Annotated in this window: 14 protein-coding genes and 1 other RNA gene; 2 read left to right on the plus strand and 13 right to left on the minus strand. The window is 37.6% G+C overall.

Annotated elements, in window-relative coordinates; all coding sequences use genetic code 11:
* Positions 1-38: 38 nt before the first annotated feature.
* Entirely contained in the window at positions 39-521 is a 483-nt protein-coding gene (locus tag AC1PJP_RS01115) for a regulatory protein RecX (protein WP_005306262.1), read from the plus strand.
* A gap of 14 nt (positions 522-535) precedes the next feature.
* Here the strand turns inward: AC1PJP_RS01115 and ffs are convergent.
* Positions 536-632, minus strand: an RNA gene (gene ffs, locus AC1PJP_RS01120) — signal recognition particle sRNA small type.
* A gap of 317 nt (positions 633-949) precedes the next feature.
* Here ffs and AC1PJP_RS01125 point away from each other — a divergent pair.
* On the plus strand, positions 950-1813 hold the full coding sequence (locus AC1PJP_RS01125; protein ID WP_282496516.1) for a YbgF trimerization domain-containing protein: 864 nt from the start codon (positions 950-952) through the stop codon (positions 1811-1813).
* A 57-nt stretch (positions 1814-1870) separates the two neighbouring features.
* On the opposite strand, the gene lpxA is transcribed toward AC1PJP_RS01125, so the two are convergent.
* The 12 genes from lpxA to rimO all read right to left on the minus strand — a co-directional run bounded on the left by lpxA (position 1871) and on the right by rimO (position 14225).
* On the minus strand, positions 1871-2659 hold the full coding sequence (gene lpxA, locus AC1PJP_RS01130; RefSeq protein ID WP_003652175.1) for an acyl-ACP--UDP-N-acetylglucosamine O-acyltransferase: 789 nt from the start codon (positions 2657-2659) through the stop codon (positions 1871-1873).
* On the minus strand, positions 2656-3141 hold the full coding sequence (fabZ, locus tag AC1PJP_RS01135) for a 3-hydroxyacyl-ACP dehydratase FabZ (RefSeq protein WP_003652176.1): 486 nt from the start codon (positions 3139-3141) through the stop codon (positions 2656-2658). The genes lpxA and fabZ overlap by 4 nt, the downstream gene beginning before the upstream one ends.
* Positions 3142-3147: 6 nt before the next feature.
* On the minus strand, positions 3148-4218 hold the full coding sequence (lpxD, locus tag AC1PJP_RS01140) for a UDP-3-O-(3-hydroxymyristoyl)glucosamine N-acyltransferase (RefSeq protein ID WP_049836884.1): 1071 nt from the start codon (positions 4216-4218) through the stop codon (positions 3148-3150).
* Positions 4219-4222: 4 nt separating this feature from the next.
* Positions 4223-4723: an OmpH/Skp family outer membrane protein gene (locus AC1PJP_RS01145; protein WP_049836885.1), complete on the minus strand. Its 501-nt coding sequence runs from the start codon at positions 4721-4723 to the stop codon at positions 4223-4225.
* Between the two features lie 40 nt (positions 4724-4763).
* Positions 4764-7289, minus strand: a complete 2526-nt coding sequence (gene bamA / locus AC1PJP_RS01150; protein ID WP_005306270.1) for an outer membrane protein assembly factor BamA — start codon at positions 7287-7289, stop codon at positions 4764-4766.
* Positions 7290-7325: 36 nt separating this feature from the next.
* Positions 7326-8681, minus strand: a complete 1356-nt coding sequence (rseP, locus tag AC1PJP_RS01155) for an RIP metalloprotease RseP (protein WP_479766386.1) — start codon at positions 8679-8681, stop codon at positions 7326-7328.
* A gap of 2 nt (positions 8682-8683) precedes the next feature.
* Complete coding sequence (ispC, locus tag AC1PJP_RS01160) at positions 8684-9880, minus strand: 1-deoxy-D-xylulose-5-phosphate reductoisomerase (RefSeq protein WP_174758424.1); 1197 nt, start codon at positions 9878-9880, stop codon at positions 8684-8686.
* Positions 9881-10705, minus strand: a complete 825-nt coding sequence (locus AC1PJP_RS01165) for a phosphatidate cytidylyltransferase (RefSeq protein WP_004791856.1) — start codon at positions 10703-10705, stop codon at positions 9881-9883.
* Positions 10705-11457: a polyprenyl diphosphate synthase gene (gene uppS, locus AC1PJP_RS01170; protein WP_004791854.1), complete on the minus strand. Its 753-nt coding sequence runs from the start codon at positions 11455-11457 to the stop codon at positions 10705-10707. Before uppS ends, AC1PJP_RS01165 begins: the two co-directional genes overlap by 1 nt.
* Positions 11458-11462: 5 nt before the next feature.
* Positions 11463-12017, minus strand: coding sequence for a ribosome recycling factor (gene frr / locus AC1PJP_RS01175; protein WP_416663241.1), 555 nt, complete (start codon positions 12015-12017; stop codon positions 11463-11465).
* An 85-nt stretch (positions 12018-12102) separates the two neighbouring features.
* Positions 12103-12831, minus strand: a complete 729-nt coding sequence (gene pyrH / locus AC1PJP_RS01180; protein ID WP_004791851.1) for a UMP kinase — start codon at positions 12829-12831, stop codon at positions 12103-12105.
* A 50-nt stretch (positions 12832-12881) separates the two neighbouring features.
* Complete coding sequence (rimO, locus tag AC1PJP_RS01185) at positions 12882-14225, minus strand: 30S ribosomal protein S12 methylthiotransferase RimO (RefSeq protein ID WP_004791849.1); 1344 nt, start codon at positions 14223-14225, stop codon at positions 12882-12884.
* Positions 14226-14500 lie beyond the last annotated feature (275 nt).

Consider the following 14500-nt stretch of genomic DNA (forward strand, 5'->3'; position numbering starts at 1 on the left):
CCCTTCGGGGCGTTTTTTTACAAGGGAACCCTAATACTATGTTCAAAAGAACTGAAGAACAGTCTCAACAAAGAGCTTTGCTTACAGGTCAACGTTTACGCTCTTATGCTTTTGCTTTATTGACTCGTCGAGATTACTCCAAAGCAGAGCTTACTGAAAAATTAACTCGTTATGCACAAAACCCTGAAGAGGTTAAGCGACTTGTTGAAGAATTATCTGAACAAAACTATCAAAGTGATCAACGCGTTGCCGAATTAACATTAGCTAGCCAGATTCGTAAAGGCAAAGGTCCAAAACGTATTAAGCAAGCTTTAAAAACAAAACAAATCGAAAATGATTTAATTGCTGATGAAATTCATAATATTGATTGGGTAGAACAGGCTTATCAACTGAAAGTGAAGAAATTCGGTGAAGAAGTAGAAAAAGATCCTAAACTTAAAGCAAAACAGATGAGGTTTTTACAATATAGAGGATTTGATTTAGATGTAATTATGAAGGCAATCCAACGGAGAGTGGATTAAAAGAATGGTGGCAGCCCCACTAGCAAAACTTCGGCACATCATAGATCTGCTACCGTTGCTACCTTCCGGTCCTGGCGGGGTTCACAGAGTACAATTGCGAAGCCACCAGCGGGGCTACCATTGCAAAACAGAGTATAGAGATTTTTAAAATAGTTGCAAGCCTTCTTCACAGTTTTAAGCAAGTTTATGTTTCGATTGATTAATTCATCAGCAAAAAGCCTTAAATTCCTATACTTCTCTCCCCTATATTCTTTCTTGTATCTAATTTTGGATAAAATATGCTTGAAGATTGTAAACTATTCTTGCATTTATATTGTTAGCTGTTTTAATTGCATTGACCAATTAAAATCTTAGTTAGATAGTTAAGTGAATAGTTTATATATTCCTTTTTTAAGTTGGCTTTTACATAAAATTATGGACCTATACTCATGCGATTGATGAAGCATTCTTTCTTATTTATTGCCTTAATGAGCACTACCTCTCTCTATGCCAACATTCCAATTGAGTCTCGCGGTTTAAGCCAAAGTGGTGGTAGCGCAACTAATACTTCTTCTAATAATGTTTCGGTACCTAGTAATTTAAACTGGGAATTAATGCAAAAAAATCAACAATTAGAAAATGATATACGTACCCTGCGTGGGCAATTAGAAGAACAATCAAACGATATTGAACAATTGAAAAAAGATCTATCCAATCGCTACACAGACCTAGATCAACGCCTAGAACTCCTTAATCAGAAAGTTGATCCTGAAAGTGCACAATCAGATAATCCAACGAACAGTGATACTCCTGCTACGGCAAGCACAGAAACTCCTGCAGTTGAAAACAAAGTAGTCAATACTGCCCCAACAAGCAGCCCATCCACTACTCCTCCACCTCAACCGGAAGCCTCACAACCACCTTCACAAAACCAATCAAACCCTATAGAGCTTGAAAAGGCAGCTTACACGGTCGCTTTAGATGCCTATAAACAAGGTGGAGCAAAAAAAGCGATTGCTCCAATGCAGAACTTTATCAAAAATCATCCTAATAGCGTCTATACAGGGAATGCCTATTTTTGGTTAGCTGAGTTTAATTTAGCAACTGATCCAGTGAATTATAATGAAGCTAAAAAGAACTACAATGTAGTAGCAACTCGATATCCAAATTCGAGTAAAGCTCCTCGCGCCCTTTATCAACTCTATAGCATTGCTAAAGATGTCGATAAAAATACAGCTTCAGCAAACCAATATAAAACTAAAATTTTAAGTCAGTATCCAAAATCTGAAGAAGCCAAATTTTTTAATAAATAATAATTTTAAGAAAAAAAAGACACTGCAAAATGCAGTGTCTTTTTTTAATATATTTTCTTAACGCACAATACCACGTTCTGACTGTTCAACAGAGTCAATTAGTAATTGAGCTTCAGGAACATTCGGAAGAATATCATTTTTAATCTGCTCAACAGCTTGAACAGAAGTAAGGCCTGATTTAAAAATTAATTTATAAGCCTCTCTGAGACCTTGAATTGTATTCTTAGACCAACCCTTTCTACGCATTCCTTCGATATTAATACCGAATGCATGAGCTGGGTTACCAGAAGCCATAACGTAAGCTGGTACATCTTTTAAAATTAGTGATGCTCCACCCACCATACTGTAAGAATCAATTTTACAGAATTGATGAATACCAGAATTACCACCAATAATGATGTGATCACCTATGTGTACGTGCCCAGCGACACCAACGTTATTCGCAAAAATATTGTGATCACCAACAATACAATCATGTGCAATATGTGTATTAACCATCAATAGGTTATGACTTCCTATTTTAGTTAAAGCATTATCTTGCACAGTTCCTCTATGTAAACTGCAATGTTCACGAATTAAATTATGATCACCAATCTCTAACCAGGTTTCTTCACCTTGATATTTCAAATCTTGGCAAACCTCACCAACACTTGCGAACTGGAAAATCTCATTATTTTGACCAATTTTGGTAAAACCACCCACTACTACATGAGAATGAAGTTTAGTACCCGCACCAATCGTCACATTTGGACCGATAACGCAATAAGGTCCTATCTGGACATCTGGAGCAATCACTGCAGATGGATCAATAATGGCCGTAGAATGAATTAAGTCGTGATTGCTCATGCCTGCTCTGTTTTTTGGTGTGAAATCATAATTTCAGCGGTTGTTGCTACAATACCATCCACGGTAGCCGTACAATTATATTTGTAGATACCGCGTTTTTGCATTACTAATTCAGATTTTAATACAAGTTGGTCACCAGCAACTACTTGTTTTTTAAATCTAACTCTTTCCGCACCAGCAAAAAGGAATAAAGAACCAGGTTTTGGCGTTTCATTGTTCATAATAAACCCTAGAACACCTGAAACTTGAGCTAATGCTTCAACAATTAGAACACCAGGCATAATTGGATATTCTGGGAAATGTCCCTGTAGGAACTCTTCATTGATAGAAACATTTTTATAACCAACAATACTATTGTCAGTAACTTCAGTCACACGATCAACCAATAAGAAAGGATAACGATGCGGCAAATATTGACGAATCGTTTGAATCTGCATTGGTAATTCAGGGATGGCAAATTTAGGTGTAGTTGACTCGGTCATAATATTCTATTTACGCAAATTAAAGGTTGATTCAAGAGACTCTATTTGAGCTTGTATATGATCAAGTCGTTTAGTGATTTGGGTCAATGGCACATCTGCTAATTGTCGCAAGCGTACAATTGTCTTTTTCCAATGGCTATTTTCAAATAATCCAATTCCCGAAGAGTAAGTACCAGGTTCAGAAATATTTTTTGTGACCATTGACATTCCGGTCAAAGTCACGTTATCGGTAATAGAAAGGTGGCCTGATACACCGCAAGCCCCAGCTAGAATACAGTTTTTGCCAATTTTAACACTACCAGCAATTCCGCATTTAGCAGCGATAGCTGTATTTGAACCAATATGAACGTTATGCGCGATTTGCACAAGGTTATCAATAATTACCCCATCTTCCAAAATGGTGTTGTCGAGTGCACCTCGATCAATACTACAATTTGAACCAATGCGAACATCATTACCAATAACAACTGAACCCAATTGGGCAATACGATGCCACTTTCCTTGATATGGCGCAAAGCCAAAACCCTCACTACCAATTACAGTGCTTGCATGAACTCGCACACGATCAAATAACTTAGATCCACCCGTAATGGTGACATGAGCATCAATAAAACAATCTTTTCCAACTTCCACATTATCATCCAGTCGAGTATGAGACTGAATAATTGTGTTATCACCAACTACACAATTTTCGCCAATAACGACGTAATGACCAATATATGCTGTTTCAGAAATGATCGCAGAAGGATGAATTTGAGCAGTACTTTCTATACCCACCGATGTGATTTTTTTATCGAAAACATGTGTAAGGATAGCAAAAGCTAAATATGGATTATCAACAATAATAAAATTTTGTTTGTCAGGAAGCTGTTCTTTAATAAGGCTTGTAACAATGTACGCACCCGCACGGCTAGCCTTTGCTTGATCAATATACTTTTCGCCATTCACGAAAGCAATTTGATGAGTTTCAGCATTTTCTAAACTTGCTAAGTTTATAAATTGAAGACTACCCGTACCTACTAGCTCACCATTTACTAGGTGAGCTAGTTCATCTAAACGATAATGTTGCACTTTCATTAATTTATTTCATTGAATTAACCTTTTGTATCATTTTATCAGTTAAATCATATTTAGCGTCATAGGCAACAGTTGAATTTTTATTCAAAATAAAGTCAAGATTATTTTCTTTTCGTAATTGTTCAGCTGCTTGCTTCACACGAGTCTCAAAAGTTGAGTTCATTCCTTGCAAACTAGTTTGAACTTTTGACTGCAAACCTTGTTGAGTAGAATTAAATTCATTGAGTTTTGTTTGATATTGCGCCTGAAGCTTTTTGATATCATCTTCTTTCATTTTTTGCCCTTGAGTTTGGGCTTGACGTTGAAGACCTTCTAACTCTTTACCTAACTGCTCAAGACGAGTTGTGGTTGGCTTAACTGATTGATTTAAACTTGCGTTTTGTTGTTTCAAATAAGTACTGCTTTCAACAACTTTAGCAAGATCAATGACACCATAACCGGCAGCATTAGTCATGGCAGAAACTGTCAAACCTAGTCCTAACATTAATATATTTAATTTTTTCATTTAAATTTGTGTCCTTATTGCATGTTTATTCAAGTCGTACTTAGAAAGTACGACCGATTTCAAACTGGATCTCTTTAGTTTCATCACCAGGCTTATCATTTAGAGGGAATGCATAGCTAAGAGATAATGGTCCGATCATGGTGATCCATGTGAAGCCAACACCAACGCTATAACGCATATTACCTAAGTCGAAGCCATAGTTATCTTCACAGTATTTTTTAGCATCTGCAATTTGCTGACCATTCATAATCATAGAATAAGAACCAACGTCACACTTGGTATCGAATACCTGACCACCTTCAGCAAAAAGAACTGGTCGTACTTGACGAGTCCAATCTCCTTTGAATGGTAATGGCAAAGCCAACTCTGTGCCAAACTGCACTAGAGCATTACCACCGACTTCTTCTGGAGAACCGTCATTTTGCTTGGTTTCTTGTAAATTTACACTTGAATATTTTGGACCCAAGGTACTGTTATCATAGCCACGAACAGAACCATAACCACCCGCATAGAAGTTTTTATAGAATGGTAAATCATTACCATAACCAAGTTTACCGTAACCACGCAGCACGAAACCTGTGTCTTTAATTGGCCAGAATGCCTGTGCATCATAAGTTGCTTTTTGATAGTCAACATCACTACCAGGCAAACCAATTTCAAGACCTATACGATGAGACATACCTGAAGTAGGGAAAATAGGACGGTTTAATGTATTGTATGACCAGCCTAAATTTAAGTTATATGTAAAGAACTCACCTTCAAATGCATTATTATATGGAGTTGGTGTAACAAGGCATTTACCTGTATATGTCACCGCTCCTGTAACTGGATCTGTAGTTGTTTCCAACTGATCTGGTGGACAGTAAGTATCTTGACCTGTTGCCTTACCTCCATTCGCCAATAAGTAATCACGAACATAGGTAGACACATAAGGACCCGTCGTTACTTTAGTATTATCAATACCTAATGAAGCACTTAAACTTTGATTTTCATCAATTGGATAACCAAAACTTAAACTACCACCAAAACTATCAGTAACGTAGTTATTAACGTTATAGTCATCATTTAGCTTTGTTTTACGATAGTAAACGTTATAACCTCGGCTTACCCCATCAATTGTAAAGTAAGGGTCTGTAACACTTAAATTATAGTAATCTTGAGTTTCAGAACGAGATAAATCGATCGCAACACGGTTACCCGTTCCCATAAAGTTAGTTTGGCTCAAACCTGCCTGGAATGTGATACCACCACTTTGTGAGTAACCTACCGCTAATGTTGTAGTTCCCGAGTGCTGTTCTTCAACATTTACGTTTAAATCCACCTGATCTGGTGAGTTTGGAATACGAGCCGGTTTAATATCAACAGTCTTGAAGAATCCTGTACGCTCTAAACGAACCTTAGACAAATCAATTTTTTCATTACTCGCTAAAGCGCCTTCCATTTGACGCATTTCACGACGTAATACTTCATCGGCAGTTTTACTGTTACCAGTAAAATTAATACGACGCACAGTAACTTGCTGACCTGGATTTACATAGTAATTTAAGTCAACAACACCTGTATCGTTATTAATTTGTGGAACAATATTCACATCTGCAAAGTAATAACCAGCATTACCGTATTTACGCAATAGCAATTGCTTAACAGCATTTACTTTTTCTTGCGAATAGGTATCGCCATCTTTATAGATTTTTAAAGCTTGTAATTCTTCAGGTTTATAAAGTGCATCACCTAAAAACTTGGTTTGCCCAAATTTAAATTGACTGCCTTCCTCTACAGCAACTTCAATAAAGATGTTCTTCTTATCTTCACTAATATTAAGCTGTGAGTTATTAATATGAAAATTGATATAACCTTTATTCAGATACATCGCACGCAAAGCTTCAAGGCTCGCTGCCATTTTCTCTCTAGCATAACGGTCATTACGAGTTACAATTGAAGCCCAACCGCTTTCTTTAACTGCAAAGGCTTGTTTAATTTCACTGTCTTTAAAAACAGTATTACCAATAATATTGATATTAAAAACTTTAGCCGCCGTACCTTCATTAAAATTTAATTTAAGTTCAACACGGTTATTTGGACGAGCTATCGTATCAACAGTTACATCAGCATCATAACGGCCTTGCTGGGTATATTGCTGCTCTAATTCAGTTTCAATTGTTTGTAAAGCTGACTTCTTGAAAACTTCGCCTTCGGCAATGCCCATTTTTTTGAGGCCTTGCTCTAAAGCCTCTTTAGGAATAAGTTTGTTACCCTTAAATTCAAGTTTTGAAATAATTGGGCGCTCTACGACATTAAAAACTAAAGTATCGTTGTCTCTTGATGCTTTAATATCGTCAAAAAGTCCAGTGGCATACAATGTTCGAATTGCTTCTGCGATCATCGGTTCATTAACGCGATCGCCACTGTTGATTGGCAACATGGTAGAAACATTTGCAGGAGTAAGACGGACTAAACCATCTACACGAATATCTCGAACGACGAAATCATCAGCTGCATATGCTTGTTGTACCGCTGCCATAGCGCTAACAAGTGCCAAAGGCATTAAAAAATGTGTGTGCCGCATGCCAGTTTTTCCAGTAAGTTATAAATCCATATACGTTTACAAACGCATAAAATCGTTAAATAAAGCTAAAAGCATCATACTACCGAGCAGTACCATACCAATTTTTAGACCAAACATTTGTATTTGTTCAGAAACAGGCTTACCACGAATAGCCTCAATAATGTAATAAACGAGATGTCCACCATCTAGCATTGGAATTGGTAATAAATTTAAAATTCCAAGACTTACACTCATTAAAGCCATAAATGAGATAAAAGTCTGCCATCCCATTTCCGCACTTTGTCCTGCTACTTTCGCGATTGTAATTGGTCCAGAAAGATTCTCTAAACCAATTAAACCCTTAACCATTTTTACTATTGAACTCAATATCATGCTAGAGATTTGACCAGTTTTCTCTAGTGACATCTCTAAAGCTTGTATTGGAGTATATTGAATTGTTTGCTTATATTCGTCAGGAATTGTAATTTTTCCTGCATCACTTTTCACACCCAAAACACCACTCACTTGCCCCATGTTATCTCGTTTTCCTTGAGGCATGACTTGTAAATGGACTAATTGACTATTACGCAACACATCAATATTGAGTAATTTTTCTGGAGAATGTTGTACGACCTCAACAACATCAAACCAGTCTTTCATTGCTTGACTATTAATTGAAACAATGCGATCACCCACTTTCATTCCTTGACGAATTGCAGCTCCATCTTGAGTCAATTCAGTAACAACAGCAGGAATAACAGGACGATATGGTAAAAAACCTAACACATCTAAAGCTGATTCATTCTGGTTTTTTAAGAAGTCTTTAATGGGTAAAACAATATTTTTTTCAGTACCTGCACGGTCTACATCAACATTTACACTACCAGTTTCACCTACACGATCAATTAAAGCAAAGTTAAGTTTTTCCCAAGTTTGCGTTTCTTTTCCATCAACAGCAACAATCTTGTCACCGACTTGCATTTGTGCAGTTGCTGCTGGTGAGTTTGGTATAACTTTACCGACTCTAGTGTTCAGTTGTTCTTGTGCTGGTAAAAATAAGATCCAGAAAAGTAAGACAGCAAAAATCAGATTAATTAATGGACCAGCTGCAACAATTGCTATACGTTTCCATGGTTTTTGACGGTTAAATGCATAAGGTAAATCTTGCTCTGCAACATTACCTTCACGCTCATCAAGCATTTTTACATAGCCGCCCAATGGTAAAGCTGAAAGTTGATATTTGATGCCAGATTTTTTTGATGTCCACTTAAGTAATGTAGGTCCAAAACCAATGGAATACACTAAAACTTTAACACCTAGTTTCCGTGCTACCCAATAATGACCAAACTCATGAATTGCAATTAAAGGACCAAGTAAAAGAGCCGCTGCTGCAATCATAAATAATGCACTCATTTTCAGCCTCCTATACTTGATATATATTGCTGTGCTACATGTCGTGCTATTTCATCTTTAGCTAAAATACACTCAATATTTTCAGCAACTGAATTTTCCAATTTTTGCAAAGTATGCTCTACCACTTGTGGGATATTTGTAAATCCAATCTGTTCCTTTAAAAATGCAGCAACAGCAACTTCATTTGCAGCATTTAAAATAGTAGGTGCCAAACCTCCCGCACGCATTGCCTGACGAGCCAAATCAAGTGCTGGGAATTTCTGAATATCTGGCGCTTGGAAATTAAGCTGAGAATATTCAAACAAATCTAAAGCAGGAACACTCGTCTGTAAACGCTCAGGCCATGCTAAAGCATGTGCAATTGGCGTACACATATCTGGATTACCCATTTGCGCCAATGTTGAACCATCCACATATTGCACCATAGAATGAATAATACTTTGTGGATGAACAACAACTGTAACAAAATGTTCAGATATTGAAAACAAATGACATGCCTCGATCAACTCCAACCCTTTATTCATAAGAGTAGCTGAGTCAACTGAGATTTTCTGTCCCATAGACCAGTTGGGATGCTTACAAGCCTGTGCAGGAGTAACTTTTTCTAATTGTTCTAACGAATGGTTTAAAAATGGTCCACCTGAAGCGGTCAATAAGATTCTTGATACACCCTGTTGTGGTTGTCCATTTCTTTCAGCTTCTAAATAGTTATGAGGCAATGACTGAAAAATAGCGTTGTGTTCAGAATCTACCGGTAATAATAATGCCTGATGATCACGTGCTGCTTGCATCATGATTTCACCAGACATAACCAAAGCTTCTTTATTAGCAAGCAATACGCGTTTACCAGCTTTCACCGCAGCTAGAGTTGGCAACAAACCTGCAGCACCAACAATTGCAGCCATAACAATATCAACTTCTGGATGTGAAGCAATGCTTATCAGACCTTCCTCACCAACCAAAATTTCAATATTTTGTAATTTATTATATGAAAATAGAGCTGTTAATTCGGCAACTTTCTGCTCAGGAACGACCACAACTTTTGGTTGGAAATGTTTGCAAATTTCAACCAACTCAGAAATTCGACTATGAGCTGAAACCGCAAACACTGAATACTTATCAGGATGTTGATTTAAAATTTTTAAGGTACTTTGACCAATGGAACCGGTTACACCTAATATGCAAACAGATTGTGTCATCTATAAATCTACACCAATAAGTTTTAATATATACATTCCCGTTGCAAAAATCGGGGCTGCTGCAAGTAAAGAATCAATACGATCTAACACACCACCATGACCTGGTAAAACACGACCAGAATCTTTAATACCGGCACGACGTTTAATCATTGATTCAAATAAGTCACCTAAAACTGAACCAAATACCGTAATTAACGACAATATAAGAAACAGAATTTGCTGAATTAAAGTTAAATTTAAATAATGATATTGCACAACCACCATTATTACTACGGTTGTAATAATACCACCGTACAAACCCTCTACTGATTTATTAGGACTTACAGTCGGAGCTAGTTTTCTTTTTCCAAATTTACGACCAACAAAGTAAGCACCACTATCCGCGCCCCATACAAGCAAGAACAGATACATTAACCACCATGGTGAACTTTGCCATACTACAAAAATTGATGTTACGGCAGCGCAGACTAAGATTATGCCAATCACATACAAGGTTGCATTATACCAACCATCAAATTCAGGAAATGACTTAACCCAATATACACTGACAATCCAAGTCAAAATTGAAGCAGACCACAAAAGTAATGCAATATCATGGAAAAATAGGGCGACACCTGAAACAAATGCAACAAGCAGACCGTAACACCAAGCTTTAGGTTTTACAGCATTTGCAGTTTCGCGAGGCATTAACTTATACCACTCATACCCTGCTACCCCTGCCGCAACAATCATAAGAACCAACATTGGATAATGTGATTGCGTAGCAAACATACAGCCTAAAACAACTGCAACAAGTACCAATGCGGTAACAATCCGCTCTAACATTATAAATTCTCTATTTTCTCTTGCTGAATTTGTTCAGATGTTTTGCCAAAACGACGTTCACGCCCTGAAAAAACATTCAATGCATGATCGAACTCTTTTACTGTAAATTCTGGCCATAACGCTTCGGTAAAATACAGTTCCGCATAAGCTGCTTGCCACAACAAGAAATTAGATATGCGATAATCTCCGCCTGTGCGGATTAACAAGTCCACAGCCGGCAGATCGTTTAGACTGACATATTTTTCGAACAAATCAACATTTATTTGATCAGCACTAAATTCACCACGGGAAACAGCCTCTGCAACTTGTTTTGCTGCATTAGCAATGTCCCACATCCCACCATAGCTTATTGCAATGGTTAAGGTCATAGTGTCATGGTGTGCTGTCTGTTGCTCTGCATCTTCCATTAAGGCAACTAAGTGTGAGGATAATCGAGAACGATCACCGATAAAACGCAAAGCAATATTAAATTTCTTCATGCGAGGTATTTGCTCATGAATACTTTCTTCCAGAAGCTTCATAAGCAGATCGACTTCATACTGCGGTCGATTCCAATTTTCACTTGAAAATGCAAAAACAGTTAAAGCACGAATACCAGTTTTTTTACAATGTTCAACGATAGGATCAAGAACATTTTTACCTTCCCGATGCCCATCACCCTTTTGCATTTGATTTTTTTTTGCAAAGCGGTTGTTGCCATCCATAATGATGGCAACATGCTTGGGAAGATGATACTCTTCAGAATCGGTCATAAAAATTAGACCTTCATCAATTCTGCTTCTTTCGCTGCAAGACGCTTGTCTACTTCTGCAACATATTTGTCAGTAATTTTCTGAATATCATCACCTGCACGGCGCTCATCATCTTCAGAAATCTCTTTTTCTTTCAACAATGCTTTGATATCACTTAAAACATCACGACGAATATTACGAATCGCAACTTTTGCATTTTCAGCTTCGTTACGCGCAACTTTTTGCATATCACGACGTGTTTCTTCAGTTAATGCTGGTAAAGGTACACGAATTGCATCTGCTGTAATCGGGTTTAAACCAAGATCACTTTCACGGATTGCCTTATCAATAGCTGAAACCATTGTACGCTCAAATGGCTGAACAATAAGTGTACGAGAGTCTTCAACACCCACGTTTGCTACTTGATTTAATGGCACATCAGAACCGTAGTAAGGAACCATCACACCATTTAAGATTGATGGATGTGCACGGCCGGTACGAACTTTAGCAAACCCGAGTTCTAAAGACTCTAGAGTTTTTAACATACGCTGTTCGCTGTCTTTTTTCAGATCGTTAATCATATGATCTACCTTACTTATTTATTCAAAGATATATTTAACAAATTTAATTTAGCGCTAGTATAAAGAGCTTTCAGTAACACGTACATTACTTAGTAACACGCGTTCCTTCTTTTTCACCCATTACTACTGACAATAACGCACCTGATTTATTCATATCAAAAACTTGCAATGGCACATTATGGTCGCGACACAAACAAATAGCAGTCAAATCCATAACACCAAGCTTTTCATCTAACACTTGATCAAAAGTTAAATGATCGTATTTAACAGCATCATCATATTTACTTGGATCTTTATTATAAACGCCATCAACTTTAGTCGCTTTTAAAATCAAATTCGCTTCAATTTCGATACCGCGTAAACATGCTGCTGTATCCGTCGTGAAAAATGGATTTCCTGTACCCGCAACGAAAACACAAACTTCACCTTGACTCAAATGACGAATCGCATCACGACTTGAATAAGACTCTACCACTGTACCAATTGGTAATGCAGACATAAGACGAGTTCTGATATTACGACGAACTAGAGCATCACGCATAGCTAAGCCATTCATCACAGTTGCAAGCATACCCATTTGATCGCCTGTTACACGACCAACCAAGCCATCTTTTTGCAACTGACTACCACGGTACAAATTACCGCCACCCACAACGATACCCACTTGCACACCTAAACCAACCAAGTGCGCAATTGAAAGTGACATATGATCTAAAACTTGGGCATCAATACCCATATCTTTATTACCTGACAATGCCTCACCAGATAATTTCAATAGAATACGTGAATAACGTGGGCTAATTGTTTCCGCCATGACTTTGCTCCAAAACCTCTTAAACTGAATGCTCTTTAAATATATTTCGATTAAACCGATTTAATTTTAATTAACTTTGCAAATAAATCGTATTCATCTGCATCGGTAATTTCGACTTCCAATATATCGCCCGGTTGAATAGTGCTCTTATCGATATCTTCTACAAACACATTACCGTCAATTTCCGGAGCATCGGCATAAGAACGTGCAACGGCAACAGGATATTCGTCTTCTAAACCATCGACTAATACAGTCATCGTTTGACCAATACGTTTTTGTAATTTGGCAGCAGATATTTGCTGCTGCACTTGCATAAAGCGCTCGTAACGCTCTTGCTTAATTTCTTCTGGCACATGATCGGGTAAATCATTTGCCGTAGCGCCTTCTACTGGTGAATAGGTAAAGCAGCCTACGCGATCAAGTTGAGCTTCAACTAACCAATCTAACAAAATCTGGAAGTCTTCTTCAGTTTCGCCTGGAAAACCAACCACAAAAGTAGAACGGATCACAAGGTCAGGGCATTTTTCACGCCATAATTTAATTTTTTCTAGTGTATTTTCACTATGTGCCGGACGCTTCATTAATTTAAGAACGCGTGGGCTTGCATGTTGGAAAGGAATATCAAGATATGGCAGGATTTTTCCCTGAGCCATTAAATCGATAACTGCATCAACATGTGGATATGGGTATACATAATGTAGACGCACCCAGATGCCCAATTGGCCTAGTGCTTCACACATGTCGAAGAATTTTGTCTTAACAGGCTGACCATTCCAGAAGTCAAGTTTGTACTTGGTGTCTACGCCATAAGCTGATGTATCTTGAGAAATAACCAAGATTTCTTTAACACCCGCTCTTTTAAGTGCCGCAGCTTCTTCCAATACACTACCAACTGGACGCGAAACCAAGTCACCGCGCATACTTGGGATAATACAGAAGGTACAACGATGGTTACATCCTTCAGATATTTTTAAGTAGGCATAATGCTTTGGTGTTAAGCGAATTCCCTGTTCAGGAACCAAATCAATAAACGGATTATGTTTAGGTGGTGCTGGTACATATTCATGTACAGCTTCCATCACATCTTGATAAGCTGCCGCACCAGTAACCTTTAAAACGTTCGGATGCATTTGACGAATTTTATCTTCGTCTTTACCTAAGCATCCTGTAACGATTACTCGACCATTTTCACTCATGGCCTCGCCAATTGCATCTAGCGACTCTTGTACCGCAGATTCAATAAAACCACAGGTATTAACAACTACTAAATCAGCACCATCATAATCTGATGCAACTTGATAACCTTCAGTCTTTAACTGAGTTAAAATTCGTTCAGAATCTACCAATGCCTTAGGACAACCTAAAGAAACAAAACCGACTTTGGGGGTCTTCATGAATCTGCGCTCCACTTGAATGCGCGTATTGTATGTCTTTTCTTGTCTCAAGCATAGGTGGAAAGCCTACTCTTTGTGTAATGCACCAAAATACAACCAACATTTGCACCAAAACTCACCTTTGCACCAATTTAGATCATGTTATTATCTAGACTAAAGCTATTTGTTTTGATCAAAAGATATAAAGAACGATTTCAGCGCGTTTTTAAGTACCTTAAAACTTTAAAATAACCCATAAACAAAGTTGGCGTATATTTTGCATCGTTCATGTTCTA

Source organism: Acinetobacter sp. V116_7 (genome assembly GCF_056735735.1).

What these genes read in the sequence shown, in the direction of transcription:
- AC1PJP_RS01145 (WP_049836885.1), bottom strand. Translation starts at nt 4,723, where the DNA reads ATGAAAAAATTAAATATATTAATGTTAGGACTAGGTTTGACAGTTTCT.
- AC1PJP_RS01165 (WP_004791856.1), bottom strand. Translation starts at nt 10,705, where the DNA reads ATGTTAGAGCGGATTGTTACCGCATTGGTACTTGTTGCAGTTGTTTTA.
- ispC (WP_174758424.1), bottom strand. Translation starts at nt 9,880, where the DNA reads ATGACACAATCTGTTTGCATATTAGGTGTAACCGGTTCCATTGGTCAA.
- lpxD (WP_049836884.1), bottom strand. Translation starts at nt 4,218, where the DNA reads ATGAAAGTGCAACATTATCGTTTAGATGAACTAGCTCACCTAGTAAAT.
- pyrH (WP_004791851.1), bottom strand. Translation starts at nt 12,831, where the DNA reads ATGGCGGAAACAATTAGCCCACGTTATTCACGTATTCTATTGAAATTA.
- bamA (WP_005306270.1), bottom strand. Translation starts at nt 7,289, where the DNA reads ATGCGGCACACACATTTTTTAATGCCTTTGGCACTTGTTAGCGCTATG.
- rimO (WP_004791849.1), bottom strand. Translation starts at nt 14,225, where the DNA reads ATGAAGACCCCCAAAGTCGGTTTTGTTTCTTTAGGTTGTCCTAAGGCA.
- rseP (WP_479766386.1), bottom strand. Translation starts at nt 8,681, where the DNA reads ATGAGTGCATTATTTATGATTGCAGCAGCGGCTCTTTTACTTGGTCCT.
- fabZ (WP_003652176.1), bottom strand. Translation starts at nt 3,141, where the DNA reads ATGACCGAGTCAACTACACCTAAATTTGCCATCCCTGAATTACCAATG.
- frr (WP_416663241.1), bottom strand. Translation starts at nt 12,017, where the DNA reads ATGATTAACGATCTGAAAAAAGACAGCGAACAGCGTATGTTAAAAACT.
- lpxA (WP_003652175.1), bottom strand. Translation starts at nt 2,659, where the DNA reads ATGAGCAATCACGACTTAATTCATTCTACGGCCATTATTGATCCATCT.
- AC1PJP_RS01125 (WP_282496516.1), top strand. Translation starts at nt 950, where the DNA reads ATGCGATTGATGAAGCATTCTTTCTTATTTATTGCCTTAATGAGCACT.
- AC1PJP_RS01115 (WP_005306262.1), top strand. Translation starts at nt 39, where the DNA reads ATGTTCAAAAGAACTGAAGAACAGTCTCAACAAAGAGCTTTGCTTACA.
- uppS (WP_004791854.1), bottom strand. Translation starts at nt 11,457, where the DNA reads ATGACCGATTCTGAAGAGTATCATCTTCCCAAGCATGTTGCCATCATT.